Annotated in this window: 12 protein-coding genes; 4 read left to right on the forward strand and 8 right to left on the reverse strand. The window is 67.6% G+C overall.

Translation table 11 applies throughout. The features are described from left to right. Nucleotides 1-359: 359 nt before the first annotated feature. From PV764_RS06060 to hflK, 3 genes are all read right to left on the reverse strand, one after another. Nucleotides 360-548 carry a DUF2065 domain-containing protein gene (locus PV764_RS06060; protein WP_019186092.1) on the reverse strand — a complete coding sequence of 63 codons (189 nt, stop codon included), beginning with the start codon at nt 546-548 and terminating at the stop codon, nt 360-362. A gap of 69 nt (nt 549-617) precedes the next feature. Next, entirely contained in the window at nt 618-1,481 is an 864-nt protein-coding gene (gene hflC, locus PV764_RS06065) for a protease modulator HflC (protein ID WP_019186091.1), read from the reverse strand. Continuing rightward, a complete protein-coding gene (gene hflK / locus PV764_RS06070) occupies nt 1,478-2,599 on the reverse strand; it encodes an FtsH protease activity modulator HflK (RefSeq protein WP_070471393.1) in 1,122 nt (373 codons plus the stop codon). The genes hflC and hflK overlap by 4 nt, the downstream gene beginning before the upstream one ends. Before the next feature lie 176 nt (nt 2,600-2,775). On the opposite strand from hflK, the gene PV764_RS06075 reads away from it, so the two are divergent. Both PV764_RS06075 and pilH read left to right on the forward strand, forming a co-directional pair. Further along, nucleotides 2,776-3,771 carry a YhdH/YhfP family quinone oxidoreductase gene (locus PV764_RS06075; protein WP_019186089.1) on the forward strand — a complete coding sequence of 332 codons (996 nt, stop codon included), beginning with the start codon at nt 2,776-2,778 and terminating at the stop codon, nt 3,769-3,771. Nucleotides 3,772-3,860: 89 nt separating this feature from the next. After that, the gene (gene pilH, locus PV764_RS06080; protein ID WP_019186088.1) at nt 3,861-4,244 is read left to right on the forward strand and encodes a twitching motility response regulator PilH; all 384 of its coding nucleotides are present in this window, start codon (nt 3,861-3,863) and stop codon (nt 4,242-4,244) included. A gap of 10 nt (nt 4,245-4,254) precedes the next feature. Here the strand turns inward: pilH and PV764_RS06085 are convergent, their stop codons facing one another. Further along, nucleotides 4,255-5,151 (reverse strand): DnaJ C-terminal domain-containing protein, encoded by an 897-nt coding sequence (locus PV764_RS06085; protein ID WP_019186087.1) that lies wholly within the window; start codon nt 5,149-5,151, stop codon nt 4,255-4,257. A 250-nt stretch (nt 5,152-5,401) separates the two neighbouring features. On the opposite strand from PV764_RS06085, the gene PV764_RS06090 reads away from it, so the two are divergent. Both PV764_RS06090 and PV764_RS06095 read left to right on the forward strand, forming a co-directional pair. Continuing rightward, the gene (locus PV764_RS06090) at nt 5,402-5,884 is read left to right on the forward strand and encodes a peroxiredoxin (protein ID WP_019186086.1); all 483 of its coding nucleotides are present in this window, start codon (nt 5,402-5,404) and stop codon (nt 5,882-5,884) included. Nucleotides 5,885-5,913: 29 nt separating this feature from the next. Next, the gene (locus PV764_RS06095) at nt 5,914-6,498 is read left to right on the forward strand and encodes a ferritin-like domain-containing protein (RefSeq protein ID WP_421116312.1); all 585 of its coding nucleotides are present in this window, start codon (nt 5,914-5,916) and stop codon (nt 6,496-6,498) included. Nucleotides 6,499-6,707: 209 nt separating this feature from the next. Here PV764_RS06095 and pbpC read toward each other — a convergent pair whose 3' ends face one another. The 4 genes from pbpC to prpF form a co-directional block, all read right to left on the reverse strand. Beyond that, the gene (pbpC, locus tag PV764_RS06100) at nt 6,708-9,083 is read right to left on the reverse strand and encodes a penicillin-binding protein 1C (RefSeq protein ID WP_421116313.1); all 2,376 of its coding nucleotides are present in this window, start codon (nt 9,081-9,083) and stop codon (nt 6,708-6,710) included. 53 nt (nt 9,084-9,136) lie between these two features. Beyond that, entirely contained in the window at nt 9,137-14,056 is a 4,920-nt protein-coding gene (locus PV764_RS06105) for an alpha-2-macroglobulin family protein (RefSeq protein ID WP_421116314.1), read from the reverse strand. A 133-nt stretch (nt 14,057-14,189) separates the two neighbouring features. Then, entirely contained in the window at nt 14,190-15,647 is a 1,458-nt protein-coding gene (locus tag PV764_RS06110; RefSeq protein WP_421116315.1) for a bifunctional 2-methylcitrate dehydratase/aconitate hydratase, read from the reverse strand. A gap of 20 nt (nt 15,648-15,667) precedes the next feature. Next, nucleotides 15,668-16,858 (reverse strand): 2-methylaconitate cis-trans isomerase PrpF, encoded by a 1,191-nt coding sequence (prpF, locus tag PV764_RS06115; protein WP_019186081.1) that lies wholly within the window; start codon nt 16,856-16,858, stop codon nt 15,668-15,670. Nucleotides 16,859-16,906 lie beyond the last annotated feature (48 nt).

Raw genomic sequence — 16,906 nt, forward strand, 5'->3', positions numbered from 1 at the left:
ATGTTGCGGCCATCGGGGCCGCGGACGGGTAAACCGTGGCAGGGCTGGCCAGCGCGGTGATGGCGGCTCCAAACGGGGAGCGGCCGGCGATGGAAGGCCCAGACACGGAAAAAGCCGAACGGGGAGGCCCGTCCGGCTTTTTTGCATTATCCGGGTTTCCCTGGGCAGGTGCCACCCCGCTGGCAGCCCGTGTTGGCAACCGGTCAGGACGGGCCCACAGGGTAGTGCCGGCCGCTGGCCGGCTCCCGACCATGGCTGCGGAGCCGGCCAGCGGCCGGCACTACCCGGTCAGACGCGGGGCAGAGCGGAGCCGGCCAGTGGCCGGCATTACCGGGTCAGGGGCCGGGCAACGCCCGACGCTATGCGTGACGGATCCACCAGAGCGTGGTCAGGCCGGCCAGCAGGATCACCCCGCCCCACGCACGCAGGGCGCTGCTGCGCAGCATCAACAGCTGCTCGGCCATGCGCTTCCAGGCCAACGGGGCGGCGAACAGGAACAGGCCTTCCAGCACGGCGACCAGGCACAGCGCCGAGAACAGATCTTTCATGACATCTCCACAAACAAAACGGGGACCCGGTCTGCACCGGGTCCCCGTGGATGACTACCGCCTGCGGCCTCAGCGATCGCTCTTGAGGTACTGCAGGAACGGGTCGTTCTTGTCGAGCACGATCACGCCGTTGCCGTCGGTCATGGAGCCACGGTAGGCCTCCAGGCTGCGGTAGAAGGCGTAGAACGACGGGTCGGCCGAGCCGGCCTTGCCGTAGATGCGGGCGGCATCGGCATCGCCGGCACCGCGCAGCTGCTGGGCGTCGCGCTCGGCTTCGGCCACGATCACGGTGCTCTCGCGGTCGGCCTGGGCACGGATGGTCAGCGACTGCTCTTCACCCTCGGCGCGCAGCTTGGCTGCTTCCTGCTTGCGCTGGGCGCGCATGCGCTCGTACACATCGTTGATCACCTGGCTGTCGGTCGGCAGGTCGATCTGCTTGATGCGCAGGTCGATGATCTGCATGCCGAGCGCCTTGACCGACTCGTTGATGCCGGTCAGCTGGTTGGCGATCAGTTCGCTGCGATCCCCGGAGACCAGCTGCTGCAACGAACGCGAGTTGATCTGGTTGCGCAGCGAGTCGGTGATGATCGGGGCCAGACGGGCGTTGGCCACGCGGGCATCGCCGCCGGTCGCACGGAAGTACGCGCGCACGTCGGAGATGTAACCGATGGCGAAGAAGTCGACGCTGACGTCCTTCTGCTCGGCGGTGAAGTAACGCGCCGGGGCAGTATCGAGCACCTGGAAGCGGCGATCGAACACGCGCACCGTTTCCACCAGCGGCACCTTGAAGTGCAGGCCCGGCTTGATGTCCGCACGGACCACCTTGCCCAGGTTCAGCACCATCGCGGTCTGGTCCTCACGGACCACGTAGACCGAACCCAGCAGGCCGAGCAGGACCGCTACGGCCAGACCAATCCACAGTGAACTTCTCATCGGCTGCCCTCCTCACGACCGGTCGGGCGCGTCGTCGGACGCTCCGCATTGCGAACGCCATCCACGGCCGTGCTGGCAGGCAGCGACGGCAGCATGACTTCCGGGGTCACCGCCGGAGCGGCGTTGGTGCTGGTGCGGGTGTCGCCCGGCATCGGCACGTAGATCAGCTGGCGGCCATCGCCGCCGATGATCTTGCGGTTCTCCGAGAGCACCGTCTGCACCGTTTCCAGCCACAGGCGCTTGCGGGTGACTTCCGGGGCGTCCTTGTACTGGGCCTGCAGCAGGCTGAAGCGCTCGGCATCACCCTCGGCCTTGGCAACCACGGCCTGCTTGTAGCCTTCAGCGGTGGTCCGGGCCCGCGAGGCCTGGCCGCGCGCTTCCGGGACCACCTTGGCCGCATAAGCCTGGGCTTCGTTGATCAGACGCTCCTTGACCTGCTGGGCACCGTTGACCTCGTCAAAGGCCGGCTTGACCTCCTCGGGCGGGCGGGCATCGGGCAGGGTCAGGCCGGTCACCGACAGACCGGTGCGGTAGATGCCGAGCGAGGCCTGCAGGCGCTCTTCGGCGGCCACGGCCAGCGGGCCACGGTTGTTGAGCACGTTGTTGAGGTCGGCACGACCCACCTGCTCACGCACCGCGCTCTGCGCGGTCTGCTCCAGCACCTGGTCGGCATCGACCGAGCCGAACAGGTACAGGCGCGGATCATCGATGCGGTACTGGACGTTGAGCGAGACGTTGACGATGTTCTCGTCGCGGGTCAGGACCGGCACCTGGCTGCTGAACGTCTTGATCTCGGTGGCATTGACCTTGGTGACCGATTCCAGCGGCCAGGGCAGCTTGAAGTTGGGGCCAGGCTGCAGGATGCGATGGAACTGGCCGAAGCGCAGGACCACACCGCGTTGCTGCTCGCCGATCAGCTGGAAGCTGGAGAACAGCAGCAGCAACACTGCAGCCACCGCGACCCACCGCAGGATGCCGCCATCGAACAGGTCTTTCAACGGACCGGGCAAACCGCCCCAACCGCCGCCATTGCCGCCACCGCGAGGACCGAACGGCCCACGTCGATTCTCGTCGGGGCCTTGTCCGCCCTTGTTGCCGCCGGGTGTATTCCAGGCCATGCACGCTCCATCAAGGTAAGGTTGCCTGCGGGCCACTCCCGCACCGTCAACCGTTAAAACGTTGTCGATTCTACTAGATGGGGCAGATCGACAGGATTGGAAGGGGTCACGCATCTCCGGGAACGATTCATAACCGCAGCGGGTAAGGTAGTGGTTTCCCCCCGTCAGGCATCTTCATGGCAATTCCCGACCGGTTCAACGCCTTCCGCATCCACCAGGACGATACCGGCTACCACGCCGGGCTGGAACCGATCGGGCTGGCGCAGCTCAACCCGGGCGAGGTGGTGATCCGCGCGCACTGGTCCTCGGTCAACTATAAAGATGCATTGGCTGGCACCGGCAAGGGCAGGATCCTGCGGCGTTTCCCGCTGGTCGGCGGCATCGACGTGGCAGGCACGGTGGTCGCCTCGACCGATCCGGCCTACCGCGAGGGTGATGCGGTGCTCGCTACCGGCTGCGGGCTGAGCGAGACCCGCGATGGCGGCTACAGCCCCTATGTGCGCCTGGCCGCCAGCGCAGTGATCCGGCAACCGACGGGACTGACCCCGCGCGAGGCGATGATCCTGGGCACGGCCGGCTTCACCGCCGCACTGGCCCTGGTGCGGATGCTGGACAACCGGCAGACCCCTGCCCACGGGCCGCTGGCCGTCACGGGGGCCACCGGCGGGGTCGGCTCGCTGGCCGTGGACATCTTTACCCGCGCGGGCTTCGAGGTGCATGCGATCAGTGGCAAGCCCGACCAGGCCGACTACCTGCGTGGCCTGGGTGCGCGCGAGGTCCTGCCGCGTGAGGTGCTGGCAACCACCCGCCCGATGGAGTCGGCGCGCTTCGGCGGTGGGCTGGACAACGCGGGTGGCGCGATGCTGACCAGCCTGCTGGCCCAGACCGTGCCTTACGGGTCCGTGGTCGGTGCCGGCCTGGCCGCCAGCGCGGAGCTGGAGATGACGGTGATGCCTTTCATCATCCGCGGCGTGTCGCTGATCGGGGTGTCCTCCTCCAGTGCACCGCGCGAGCTGCGCGAAGCGGTCTGGGAGAAGCTGGGTGGTGCGTGGAAGCCGGCGCATCTGGACGCGATCTGTACGGGCGAAATCGGGCTGGATGGCCTGCCGGCGGCGTTCGATACCCTGCTTGCGGGCGGCAACCACGGCCGCACGGTGGTACGAATCGACTGAGCGTGGCAGCCGGGCGACGGACGGCACGCCCGGCGCTTCACGACGGCGCGATGCCCGCACTACACTGCGGGCATCACACGGGGAACACCATGGCACGCATTCTGATCGTCGACGATTCACCGTCGCAGCTGTTGGGGATACAGCGGATCGTCGAGAAACTCGGGCACCAGATCCTGACCGCCACCGACGGCGCGGCCGGGGTGGAAGCGGCCAAGGCCGAGCTGCCCGATCTGGTGCTGATGGACGTGGTGATGCCCAACCTCAACGGTTTCCAGGCGACCCGGACGCTGGCCCGCGACGCCTCGACCAGGCACATTCCGGTGATCCTGGTGACCACCAAGGACCAGGACACCGACCGCATGTGGGGCATGCGGCAGGGGGCGAAGGCCTACATCACCAAGCCGTTCTCCGAAGACGAGCTGTCGGAGGTGCTGGAGCGCGTTTTCAGCCACCAGGAACCGCCGACGGCGTGATGCCGATGCCTCACACCTTCTCGCCGAAGGCCTTGGCCAGCGCCTTGTAGGCCTTCTTCTGCGCCTCATCGGTGGGCGCCGGTGCGATGATTTCCAGCTCCACGATCTGATCGCCATCCGGGTTGCCCGGCAGGCCACGGCCACGCAGGCGCAGCTTGCGCCCGGCATCGGACTCGGCCGGCACCTTCAGGTCCACCGCACCGCCCAGAGTCGGCACGCTGATGCTGGTGCCCAGCGCCGCCTGCCACGGGGTCACCTGCAGGGTGTACAGGATGTTGCGGCCATCCACCTCGAACTGCGGGTGCTCGGCGTACTCCACTTCCAGCAGCAGGTTGCCGCCACCGGTGCCCTGCCCGGTCAGGCGGATCACCTGGCCCGGGCGGATGCCCTTGGGCACGCGCACATCCAGCTGCTTGCCGTTGACGTTGATGCGCAGGCTGTCGCCCTGGTAGGCGGCCTCCAGCGGGACCGACAGCTTGGCGCGGGTGTCGCGGGTCGGCTGCGGGCCCTGGCTGGCACCGCCGAAACCGCTGGCACGCCCGCCGCCACCGCCGCGCTGGCGCGCGAACAGACTTTCAAAGAAATCGCTGAAGCCGCCGCCACCGGCGCCGCCCCCGAACACCTCCTCGAAATCATAGCCCTGCCCACCGCCGTAGTTCGGCGGGGTATGGAACTCCTCGCCGGGCCGGTAGCCCTGCGCCTTGAGCTGGTCATAGGCCGCGCGCTTCTGCGGATCGCGCAGCGCCTCATACGCCTCGTTGACCGCCTTGAACTTGTCCTCGGCCCCGGCTTCCTTGCTCACATCCGGGTGGTACTTGCGCGCCAGGCGGCGGTAAGCGGTTTTGATCTCAGCATCGCCCGCGGTGGGTTCCACCCCGAGCGTGGCGTAGTAATCCTTGAATTCCATCCAAACACCTCGACTAAGTTCGGCCACCCGCGTGGGCGGGCGCCGTCCGCGCAATTCTAGCTGCTGCGGGTCGGCCCACCGTGACGCCGGAGGCGAATGATCCTGCGCAATGCGGCGGACATCCCGGGCGGCTACGCTGCCCCCGTGGCCCGCCTTTCCCGCTGAAGATGGGTCTGCACGGCCGGTTTTCAACATGTTGACATGGCCATCCCATGCCCCTCACTACCCTGCCTGTGTCCAAGGAGTCCGCATGACCATCCACGTTGGCGACCGCATCCCCGAAGTCACCCTCAAGCGCATCCGCGAGGGCATGGAGACCATCGATACCCATGCCCTGTTCGATTCGCGCAAGGCGGTGCTGTTCGGCGTGCCCGGCGCATTCACCCCGACCTGTTCGGCCCGGCACCTGCCCGGCTTCATCGAGCAGTTCCCCGAATTCCGCCACCGCGGCATCGAGGTGTTCTGCATGGCGGTCAACGACCCGTTTGTCATGAAGGCCTGGGGCGAGAGCCAACAGGTCCCCGAGGGGCTGCAGATGCTGTCCGACGGCAATGGTGAATTCACCCGGGCGCTGGGCCTGGAAATGGATGCCAGCAGTTCGGGCATGGGCACGCGCTCGCGTCGCTTCGCGCTGTATGTGGAAGACGGTGTCGTGCGCGAAACCTTCATCGAGGAACCCGGAAAATTCGAGGTGTCTTCAGCGCAGTACGTGCTGGAGCATCTCCCCCGCTAGACCCACGCAACAAAGGAAACCGGCCAGCCATGTCCAAGCCAGCCAACAAGCAACACAACGCCGCTCCCGACAACGCCTGTCCGCCGGGCATCAGCGACACCGCGACCCTGCGCGCCAAGGCCCGCAAGGATATCGAAGACGGCGCGATCACCGACAGTTACAGCGCCGACCGCGAGGCGGTGATCAAGCTGCTCAACGATGCGCTCGCCACCGAATACGTGTGCGTGCTGCGCTACTACCGCCATTACTTCATGGCCAAGGGCATGCTCGCCGACTCGATCAAGGCCGAGTTCCTGGAGCATGCACAGCAGGAACAGGCGCACGCCGGCAAGCTGGCCGAACGCATCGTGCAGCTCGGCGGCGAACCGGACCTCAACCCGGATACGCTTACCGCGCGCTCGCACGCGGAGTACAAGGAAGGCAGCGACCTGCGCGACATGGTCCGTGAGAACCTGATCGCCGAACGCATCGCGATCGACAGCTACCGCGAGATGATCAACTTCGTGGGCGACAAGGACACCACGACCAAGCGCATCCTCGAAGAGATCCTCGCCCAGGAAGAGGAACACGCCGACGAATTCGCCGATCTGCTCGACGGCTGGATCGGGGAGTAACCCCGGCCACGTACCGGCTCCGCGCAGGACCCGAACAGACGTGTAGTGCCGGCCGCTGGCCGGCTCCGCACAGGATTCGAACGCACTGCAATGCCGGCCAGCGGCCGGCACTACCGTTCATGGTGGGATGCCGGCCAGCGGCCGGCACTACCGTTCATGGTGGGATGCCGGCCAGCGGCCGGCACTACCGGCGTCTTCGCGGCGCGACGTCAGCGCAGGATACGGAACCGCACCTGCGTCCAGGCACCGTCGGCGGCCAATGCGGTCAGCGTGTGCTCGCCCACCTCGTCGAAATCACGCTGGAACAGTCGCGCGCCTTCGGTGCGGGCGATCCAGCGGTCGTCCAGCAACCAATCGACCGTGGTCTCATTGCCCAGCGCCCGCAGTTGCAGGCGCACGCCGTGTTCGGCATTCGGTGCGCGTGCGAGGGTGGCGCGGTCGCTCAACCCTTCGATGTGCAGGGTGCCACCGCTTTCACGCCCATCGTCGCTGCAATCCGGCGACAGGGCCGGCAACTGCGAGGCCTGGCGCTGGGCCTGCGGCAGCCACGGTGACAACAGCGCCGGCCAGCGCGCGATCTCGCGCTGCTCTGCTTCGTGCGGCCGACTGCACTCGGGCGACAGCCGCAGCCCGGTGCGCGCATCCACCTGGAACCGCTGCAGACCCGGTTGCCACAGCCGCGCCTCGCGCTCGGCAAAGGTCGGCGGCACCACGGCATCCAGCACGAAGGCCGGCATCCGCCGTTGGCATAGTGTCGCTGCAGTCTGTTCGGCGAGGCCACCGGTGGGCCAGCAGATGTCGGTCTGCGCCACGCTCGCCGGCATCGGTGCCGCGCTCGCATCGCCGGCCTGGCGCGGCAGACTGTCGACCACTTCAAACATCAACGGCAGGGCGGTCACCGCACCGTACTGGCCGGGCAGCGGCGTGCCATCCGGTCGCCCGACCCAGACGCCCACCGTGTAATGCCGCGTGGTGCCGATCGCCCAGGCATCGCGGTAGCCGTAGCTGGTGCCGGTCTTCCAGGCCACGCGCGGGCGGCCGGTGACATCAAAGGTACCGGTGCCGTAGCCCGGGCGTGGATTGGACTCGAGCACCTCCCGCGTGATCCACGCCGCGCCGGGCGACATCAGGCGCCGCTCGATCACCGCATCCTGGGCCGTGTAACGCACCCGGCCGGCGATGCCGTTGCGGTTGAACGCGGCGAAGGTACCGACCAGATCCTCCAGCCGCGCACCGGTGCCGCCGAGGATCAGCGACAGGTTCGGCGCACTGCCGTGGGGAAACCGCAGGTTGATGCCGGCATGCGACAGCCGTGCGGCGAAACGGGCCGAGCCGACCCGGTCGAGCAGGTCCACCGCGGGCACGTTGAGCGACAAGCGCAGGGCCGTGGCGGCACTGACCGGCCCGTTGAAGGCCGCATCGAAGTTGCCGGGGCGATAGCCGCCAAAACTCTGCGGCGCATCCACCATCAGGCTTTCGGAATGGATCAGGCCATCGTCCAGCGCCATGCCGTACAGGAACGGCTTGAGCGTGGAGCCCGGCGAGCGCCACGCCTGGACCATATCCACATGGCCCAGCCGCTGCTTGTCACCGAAGGCCACCGAGCCGACGTACGCGCGGGCTTCCAGCGTGCGGTTGTCCACCACCAGCAGCGCCGCCGAGGTGCGCTCGGGCAGTTGCGAAAAGTACGAGGACACCCGTTCCTCCAGCGTGCGCTGCAGGCCGATATCCAGCGTGCTCTCGATCCGCGCGGCCCGTGGCTGTGCCGAACGCAGGCGCTGGGCGAGCAGTGCGGCATGCAGCGGCGGCTGCAGGGCGCGGGTGACCACCGGTTCGATGCGGGCGTCGTCGACCTCCTCGCGTGACCACACACCGAGGGACACCATGCGTTCGAGCACCTTGTCGCGCGCGCGTTGGGCCGCTTCCGGGTGGCGGTCCGGGCGCAACCGGCTGGGTGACTGCGGCAGCACCGCCAGCAACGCCGCCTCGGCGTGCGACAGCTGCGAGGCCGGTTTGCCCAGATAGGCCCAGCTCGCCGCTTCCACGCCTTCGATGGTGCCACCGTAGGGCGCGCGCTCCAGGTACAGCGCCAGGATCTGCGCCTTGCTCAGGTGCAATTCCAGCTGCACCGCGCGCAGCAGCTGCTTTGCCTTGCCCCACGGCGTGCGCGTATGCGGATCGAGAATACGCGCGACCTGCATGGTCAGGGTTGAACCACCGGAGACGATCCGCTGCTCGAACAGCCATTGCTTGCCGGCCCGCAGCAGCCCCCACGGATTGATACCCGGATGCCGCCAGAACCAGCGGTCTTCGTAGTTCAGCAGTGCCTGCAGATACAGCGGCGACACACTGTCGGCCGAGGCCGGGTAGCGCCACACGCCGTCGGCATCGGCGAACGCGCGCAACGGGGTGCCATCGCGCGCGACCACCAGGGTGCTGGTGTCACGCTGCCTGGGCAGCGGTGGCGGAAACGCGAGATCCAGCACCAGCAGCAGCGTGAGCACCGCAGCCGTACCCCAACGCAGGTACGGCAGCACGCCGCGTAGCGCCGACGCCCACCACCGCTTGGAAACAAGAGACGTCATGTCAGGTCAGCAACGAGGCAGGCGGGCCGTCAGGCGGACGGCCCGCCCTGCGATCAGGGCTGCACCACGGTCAGCGATGCCGGGAGGCTGCGCCCTACGCCGCGCAGGTCCGGACGGTACATGTCCTCCACCAGCGGTGGCGGCACGCGGTAGGTGCCCGGCGTGACCGCACGTACCAGGTAGAACACCTTGGCGGTGCTGCCACGGGAGAGTTTCAGCGCGGCCACATAGCGATCGTCGCGGAACTCTTCGTGCTTGATGTTGGCCGCATCGCCGCGGTCGTTGACGCTCAACCCATCGACCACCACATCGGCCCACTGCTTGGCATCGCCCAGGTTGAAGTTCTCGATCTCCAACCCGGCCGGCAGCAGATCGGTCAGCAGTGCATCGGGCATGTCCACGTTCGGGGTGACACTGACCCGCACGATCAGGGCCTCGCCTTCCTTCAGCGGACGCAGCGTCCACGGCTTGCCGTCGGTGGTGTACCAGCTGCGCTCCACGCCCAGCGTGCGGCTGTCCGGTTCCGGCGGGTTGCGCGGAATGCCGGCCACTTCCAGGCTGGCGAACATCGGCGGCTCCCCCTGCGGGGTGAAGCGCACGCCCTTGGCCAGCGCGGCGTAGTCGAAGCTGCGGCCGAACATGCGGCGCGCCGAGATGCTCTCGCTTTCGCCACCGACCACCAGCTCACCGGATACCAGCTTCTTCTGGTTGGCCGACAGCGCCTTGCCCATGCGCGCCAGCGCCACCTGCTCCTGGGTGCTCAGCCACATCCAGCCACTGTTGCGGCGGGCGTCAAGCGCGCGGCCGAGATCGACCGCACGTGCATCGTAGGCCGGCTTGGACAGCTTGCGCTCGTGCAGCAGCGCGATCATCAGCGCGTCATCGCGCACCGCGCTGCCGTAATCGCCGAAGTAGGCCGGACGGTCGTCCGCGCGCTTGGCAAAGCCGGCGGCAATGGCCGCATCGCCGCGCTTGTGATCGCCCTGCAGCGACAGCGCGATGCCCAGGTGCACCAGCGACAGGCCGGTCAGTGATTTGCTGCGCTCGTTGTCATACAGCGCGCGCAGGGTCCCCAGCGGCGCACGGTTGACCCGGGCCAGCACGTAGCCCGAATAGGCCTGGTTGGCGAACTTCAGGTTCTCGCGGCGATCCTCGCCATAGAACTGGTTGCCACCGGAGAGCAGGTCTTCGCTCAGCCGGTTCAGTGCCTTCTGCAGCACGTTGTCCGGCACGGCGAAGCCGGCCTCCTTGGCATCGAGCAGGAACTCGGCGATGTACGGGGTCAGCCAGGGGTTGATGTAGCCGTCGTCGCCCCACATCGAGAAGTTGCCGTTGGCGACCTGCATCGAGGCCAGGCGGCCGAACGCACCTTCCATGCGCTCGCGGCGGGTCTTGGCATCCAGCCCGTCCGCTCCGAGCATGGCCGAGGTCGCCTCATCCAGCATCAGCGCGGCGTAGCCCTTGCTGGTGGTCTGCTCGGCGCAGCCATACGGATAATTGAGCGCGCCGTTCAAGGCACTGGCGAACGGAATCGGCGGCAGCGCGCTGACCAGCATGCGCGCGGTCACTGAGTCGTTCATCAGGCCATCGGCCAGCCCGGCTTCCATCGTGACCGCGGCCAGCGGATCCAGCGTGCGGGTCTGTGCGCGCAGTACCTGCGGCCACGCCGCGCGCACCGGCAGGTCATAGCGGCGATCGACCTTGAAGCCGTTGCCGTCCACGCGTACGCGCACCTTGGCTACCGTGTAGCCCTCGTGCGCGGTCAGCGGGAAGCTCAGCGTGCTCTTGGCGTCGGCGTTGAGCTTGAGCGTGCGGCTGGACTCGCCCAGGGTGAGCGGCCCGATGCCATCCACCTGCACCTTGAACTCGCCCGGCGTGCCGGTGAAGTTCTGCACGTCCAGGGTCACGGTGCTGGTATCGCCGGGCGCCATCACGCGCGGCATGCTCGCCTCGGCCAGGATCGGCGCGCGCACCACGGTCTCCACGTCACGCTTGCCATACTGGTCATCGGCATACACCAGCGCCGACACGCGCAGGGTGCCGTTGAAGTCCGGCACCTTCAGCGCGACCCGGGCGATGCCCTTGGCATCGAGCTTCACCGGGCCGGAGAACAGGTCCACCGTCTGCACGCGCGCGGTCGGGCGCTTGGCCTGCGGCATCGCCGCCAGCGCCATGTCGCCGCCGAACTTCAACTTGCCGCTGCTGCCGTCGAAGCTTTCGATCACGCGGCTGTAGATGTCATAGGCATCCACACCCAGGCGGCGCTGCGCGAAGAAGTGCGCGGCGGCATCGGGCACCGGGAAGCGGGTGATGTTGATAATGCCCACATCCACCGCCGAGACGGTCACATGCGCGACCTTGCCGGCCAGCTGCGGGGCGCTCACGGTGACCGGCAGCGTCTGCTCCGGACGCATCTGCTTGGGTGCGACCAGGCCGACCGCGATCTGGCGTGCCTTGCGGTCCATCGGCACATGCACCACGCCGACCGCACGGGCCGGGGTGATCTTGCTCGGGGCACTGCCGCCACGGAACACCAGTGCGGTGATGTAGACGTCGTGGCGTTCCCACTCGGCCGTGACCGGAATGTCGTAGGTGCTGCCCGGCTTGGCGTCGATATCCTGGACGTAGAGCATCTTGTCGCTCTCGACCATCAGCACGCCCTTGCCGGCATGCGGCGGGGTCACGGTGACGCGCACGGTATCGCCGGCCTTGTAGCCGGTCTTGTCCAGGGCCAGCTTGACCTTGTCCGGGCGCGCATCCAGGCCGCGGTTGTCGTCGTTCCAGCTCCAGCCGGCGTTGAACGGATAGCGGCTGGTCAGCCCGGTGGCCGGGTCGAACACGTCCAGCCGGTACTCGCCCCACTCCACCGGGAAATCAACACCGACCGCGGCACTGCCGGCGTCGACGGTACGGGTGTCCTTGTTCTCGAAGCGACGGGTGAAGTCGTAATCCCAGCGGTTGTCGTTGAAGGTCCAGTGATAGTCGCGCAGCTCGCGCACCAGCGTGACCTTCAGGCCCTTGGCCGGCTGCGGCTTGCCCGCCGCGTCCACGCGCATCAGCTCGAAGCGCGCCGTGCTGTTGGCGTCGGCGCCGTCCTTGGGATCGAACAGCGGGCGCACACCGACCAGGGCGGCTGCTGGCCACATCACCCGCTTCAGGGTGCGGGTCACCGTGCGGCCACCGGTTTCATACACGCTGCCGGACAGTACGACGGCGATCGGCGCGGTCGGCTTCACCTCGGCCGGCAGCTCCACGTCCTGGCGCAGCTTGCCGTCGGCCGGGAACTCGGTATCGATGACGTCACGCGCCTCGCGCGGCAGCGCGGTGGTCGGGTCGCCGAAGAAATAGCCCGGCAGCGACTCGACCGGCGACTGTTCGGCCGCCACGGCCAACCGTGCGGTGAAGCGGTTGCCGTCAGCCGGTGCACCGTACAGATACGCGGCATCGGCCTGCAGTTTGAGCGGCTCGCCCGGCTTGAGCGTCTTCTGGGCGCTGTCCAGGTCCAGCTTCATGCGCTCGGGCAGGAATTCCTCGATGCGCAGGGTCATGCCCTGGATCGCTTCCTTGCTGGCCGGGTTGGTGCGGAACTCCACCTGCCAACGCCCAGTTGGCGCTTCGGCCGGGATCAGCTGTTCGAAGCTGAAATAGCCCTGCTCGCCCGGGGTCAGGCGGGTCTCGCGGAAGGTCTTGCCGTCGGGCTGCTTCAGGCGCAGGAACACCGGCTGTGGCTTCACCGGCTTGCCGTCGTTGTCGCGCAGGAGGGCGGAGATGCGCACGGTCTCGCCCGGGCGGTACAGATCGCGGCCCGACCAGGTGAACACGTCGAACCAGGCGTTGTCGCGCCCGGCCACGGCGAACTCGCTCAGGTCCAGCGCGGGCTGGTTGAACGGCAGCATCGAGGTGTCACCGCCACTGCTGGCGATCAGCACGTGGCTGGCATCCAACGTGTAATTGAGCAGCGCATTGCCATTGCCGTCGGTTGCGCCTTTGAGCACCACCTCGCCTTTTCCATCCAGGATGCGCAGCTCGATCTTCTTCATCGATGCCCCGCTCTGCAGCGAGGCGGTGTGCACGAACAGTTTGTCCTTGTAGGCGCGCGTATGCAGGCCGATGTCGCTGACGGTGAAGAAGGCGGTGTCGTACTCACCTTCGAACGAACCGCTGCGCTTCATCACCGCGAAGTACAGGCCCGGCTGCTGCAGCTCCTTGATGTCCTGGGTCGGCAGGTAGGTGAGCACGCGCTCGTTCTGCTTGCCGCCGATCACGAAGCGGTTGACGTAGACCGGCTCGGCCAGCTGCGACATCGGGGTCTTGTCGCCGTAGTCGCTGTCCAGCTCCCAGCTGCCGCGGCGGCCGCCGCGCTGGTACTGGCTGAAGAAGTTCGGCAGTTCCTTCTCGCGCACGCGCAGGAACTCCACGTCCACTTCCGGCACGTTGACCGAGACCACCGGCAGGCCGCGGCTGTCCTTGGCAGGCAGCACGCTGCCCTGTGAAGCAAACCCGGCCACCGGCTTGAGCTCGCCGGTGAAGACCTTCTGGCGCAGCTCCTTGCCGATCCGGCTGCCATCGGCGGCGAGCAGATCGGGGGAGACGATCAGCGAGTATTCCTTGGCCGCTTCCACGAACGGATAGCGCAGGGTCTTGCCGTCATCGGACAGCGACCAGCTGCTGTCCTCGGTGCCGACCTTCTCGGCGAAGCGGACCAGCGCGTCGAAATCCTGGGTGCCGACCAGCGGGCGCGAGAACTCCAGCGCCAGCGACAGGCCGTCACTTTTCTGATCGGGGTAGGCCCGGACCAGGGTGAACTCGGTGATGGCCTCGGCCTTGGCCGCGATCGGTGCGCCGGACGGGGCTGGCAGCTGGCCACTTTCGTTGCGTTTGCAGCCCCCGACGCCGATGGCCAGGCCGACGACCAGCGCCAGGCCTGCGATTCCCTTCCAGCTCCACTGCCCGAACCGACTGCGGCTAGCCATGACGTCACTCCTTGAACAAGGCGGCCAGTATACGGGCCGTCCCGGTCCGTCCGGAGGCGGAGAGCCCTGGCAGTGCGGGCGTCATGGTCGGGGGGCAGGTGCGCGGCGAAAGGCAGCCGACCAACGGTCGGCTCTACGTGGCGAGGTAGAGGTCCACGTATTCGTGGACGGGCATTGCCTCCAGCGCGACCGGGTCCAGCGAGGCCTCGAGGATCCGGCGCTGCTGCACGGTCGGAAACACCCCAGCCAGGTGCCGGCGGAACTTGTCCTCCAGCAGCGGGATGCCCTCGGCCCGGCGCCGGGCGTGGCCCAGCGGGTACTCGACCACAGCGTCCATCGTGCTGCCGTCAGAGAAGGTGACGTGCAGCGCGTTGGCGATGCTGCGCTTGTCCGGGTCCAGGTAATCGGCGGTGAACCGCGGGTCTTCCACGCAGGTGATCTTCGCCCGCAGCGGATCGATGCGCGGATCGGCAGCGACGTCATCCTCATAGTCCTCGGCGACCAGCCGGCCGAAGATCAGCCCGATCGCCACCATGTACTGCACGCAGTGGTCGCGGTCGGCCGGGTTATGCAGCGGGCCCGGCTTGTCGATGATGCGCAGGCAGGCCTGCTGGGTGCGCAGGGTGATCTGCGCGATGTCCTCGCTGCGTTTTCCGGTGGCGCGCATCTGCGCATGCACGTCCATTGCCGCTTCGACCGCGGTCTGGCCATGGAACTCGGCCGGGTAGCTGATCTTGAACAGCACGTTCTCCATCACGTAGCTGCCGTACGGCCGCTGGAAGCGGAACGGCTGCCCGCCGAAGGAGACGTCGTAGAAGCCCCAGGTCGGCGCGGTCAGCGCGCTGGGGTAGCCCATCTCCCCGGCCGCGGCCATCAGCGACAGGCGCACCGCACGGCTGGTGGCGTCGCCCGCCGCCCAGCTCTTGCGCGAGCCGGTGTTGGGCGCGTGCCGGTACGTGCGCAGCGACTGCCCATCCACCCACGCCAGCGACACGGCATTGAGCATGCGCTCGCGATCCAGGCCGAGCATGTGCGACACGACCGCAGTGGAGGCCACCTTGACCAGCACCACATGATCCAGCCCGACCCGGTTGAAGGCGTTCTCCAGCGCCAGGCAGCCCTGGATCTCATGCGCCTTGACCATCGCGGCGAGCACATCACGCATGGTCAGCGGGGCGCGCCGCAGCGCCTCGGCATTGCGGCTGAGCCAATCGGCCGTGGCGAGGATGCCGCCGAGATTGTCGGAGGGGTGCCCCCACTCCGCCGCCAGCCAGGTGTCGTTGAAATCCAGCCAGCGGATCATCGCGCCGATGTTGAAGGCCGCCTGCACCGGGTCGAGCTCGAACCGGGTGCCGGGCACGCGTGCCCCGTTGATCACGCGCATGCCCGGCACCACCGGCCCGAGCAGCTTGCTGCAGGCCGGGAAAGAGAGCGCGGCCAGCCCGCAGCCCAGCGTATCGATCAGGCAGTGCCGCGCGGTGGTATACGCCAGCGGCGAGCTGACCTGATAGTCGCGAACGTAATCGACGATGTCGGTCAGGACCGTGTCCCATGCGGGACGCTGGTTGCTGTGGCTGTCATGACCGGACATCGTGATTCTCCTGTTGGGTGTTACAAGGTCGTCGCGGGCACCCGTACGGCACCGTCCATCAACACGCGGGCACTGCGGCTCATCATGGCCTTGGTGACTGTCCACTGACCGTCAACGAGGGCCGCCTGCGCGCCCACGCGCAAGGTGCCGGAGGGATGACCGAAGCTCACCGATTCGCGCTCGCCGCCCCCGGCGGCCAGGTTCACCAGGGTGCCCGGGATCGCGGCGGCAGTGCCGATGGCGACTGCGGCAGTGCCCATCATCGCGTGGTGCAACTTGCCCATGGACAGCGCGCGTGCGTGCAGATCGATATCACCGGCCGCGATCTGCTTGCCGCTGGAAGACACGTAGTCCTGCGCCGGGGCGACGAACGCGACCTTCGGCGTGTGCTGGCGGGTCGCGGCCTGCTCGATGGTCTCGATCAGCCCCATGCGCACCGCGCCGTGCGCGCGGATCGCCTCGAAGCGGGCCAGTGCGGCCTTGTCCTCGTTGATCGCCGGCTGCAGTTCGGTGCCGGTGTAGCCCAGGTCGGCTGCGTTGAGGAAGATGGTGGGAATGCCGGCGGTGATCATCGTCACCTGGAAGCTGCCCACGCCGGGCACGTCGAGCGTGTCGACCAGATTGCCGGTCGGGAACATCGACCCGCCCTCGCCGTCGCCATCATCGGACGGGTCGAGGAACTCCAGCTGGATCTCCGCCGCCGGGAAGGTCACCCCGTCCAACTCGAAATCGCCATCCTCCTGCACCTGGCCGTCCACGATCGGCACATGCGCCAGGATGGTCTTGCCGATATTGGCCTGCCAGATCCGCACGGTGCACAAACCGTTGTGCGGGATCCGGGCCGGGTCAATCAGTCCGTTGCTGATCGCGAACGGGCCGACCGCGGTGCTGAGGTTGCCGCAGTTGCCGCTCCAGTCCACGAAGGCGGTCTCGATCGAGACCTGGCCGTACAGGTAGTCCACGTCGTGATCCGGCACCGACGGCGCGGAAATGATCACGCACTTGCTGGTGCTGGAGGTCGCGCCGCCCATGCCATCGGTGTGTTTGGCATACGGATCGGGCGAGCCGATCACGCGCATCAGCAGCGCATCGCGGGCGGGTCCCGGCACCTGCGCCGCGGCAGGCAGATCGGTCAGCTTGAAGAACACGCCCTTGCTGGTGCCGCCGCGCAGGTAGGTGGCAGGGATGCGGAGCTGGGGGAGATGGGTCATGAAATCATGTCCGTGCAGGATGGATGGGGACGAGCGAATGCGTCATCC

This window comes from Stenotrophomonas sp. AS1 (assembly GCF_048957655.1).
GTDB lineage: Bacteria > Pseudomonadota > Gammaproteobacteria > Xanthomonadales > Xanthomonadaceae > Stenotrophomonas > Stenotrophomonas bentonitica_A.

Excerpts from the sequence above, each read along its gene's own strand:
- pilH (WP_019186088.1), top strand. The coding sequence starts at position 3,861 with ATGGCACGCATTCTGATCGTCGACGATTCACCGTCGCAGCTGTTGGGG.
- PV764_RS06095 (WP_421116312.1), top strand. The coding sequence starts at position 5,914 with ATGTCCAAGCCAGCCAACAAGCAACACAACGCCGCTCCCGACAACGCC.
- hflK (WP_070471393.1), bottom strand. The coding sequence starts at position 2,599 with ATGGCCTGGAATACACCCGGCGGCAACAAGGGCGGACAAGGCCCCGAC.
- PV764_RS06060 (WP_019186092.1), bottom strand. The coding sequence starts at position 548 with ATGAAAGATCTGTTCTCGGCGCTGTGCCTGGTCGCCGTGCTGGAAGGC.
- PV764_RS06105 (WP_421116314.1), bottom strand. The coding sequence starts at position 14,056 with ATGGCTAGCCGCAGTCGGTTCGGGCAGTGGAGCTGGAAGGGAATCGCA.
- PV764_RS06075 (WP_019186089.1), top strand. The coding sequence starts at position 2,776 with ATGGCAATTCCCGACCGGTTCAACGCCTTCCGCATCCACCAGGACGAT.
- hflC (WP_019186091.1), bottom strand. The coding sequence starts at position 1,481 with ATGAGAAGTTCACTGTGGATTGGTCTGGCCGTAGCGGTCCTGCTCGGC.
- PV764_RS06090 (WP_019186086.1), top strand. The coding sequence starts at position 5,402 with ATGACCATCCACGTTGGCGACCGCATCCCCGAAGTCACCCTCAAGCGC.
- pbpC (WP_421116313.1), bottom strand. The coding sequence starts at position 9,083 with ATGACGTCTCTTGTTTCCAAGCGGTGGTGGGCGTCGGCGCTACGCGGC.
- PV764_RS06110 (WP_421116315.1), bottom strand. The coding sequence starts at position 15,647 with ATGTCCGGTCATGACAGCCACAGCAACCAGCGTCCCGCATGGGACACG.
- prpF (WP_019186081.1), bottom strand. The coding sequence starts at position 16,858 with ATGACCCATCTCCCCCAGCTCCGCATCCCTGCCACCTACCTGCGCGGC.
- PV764_RS06085 (WP_019186087.1), bottom strand. The coding sequence starts at position 5,151 with ATGGAATTCAAGGATTACTACGCCACGCTCGGGGTGGAACCCACCGCG.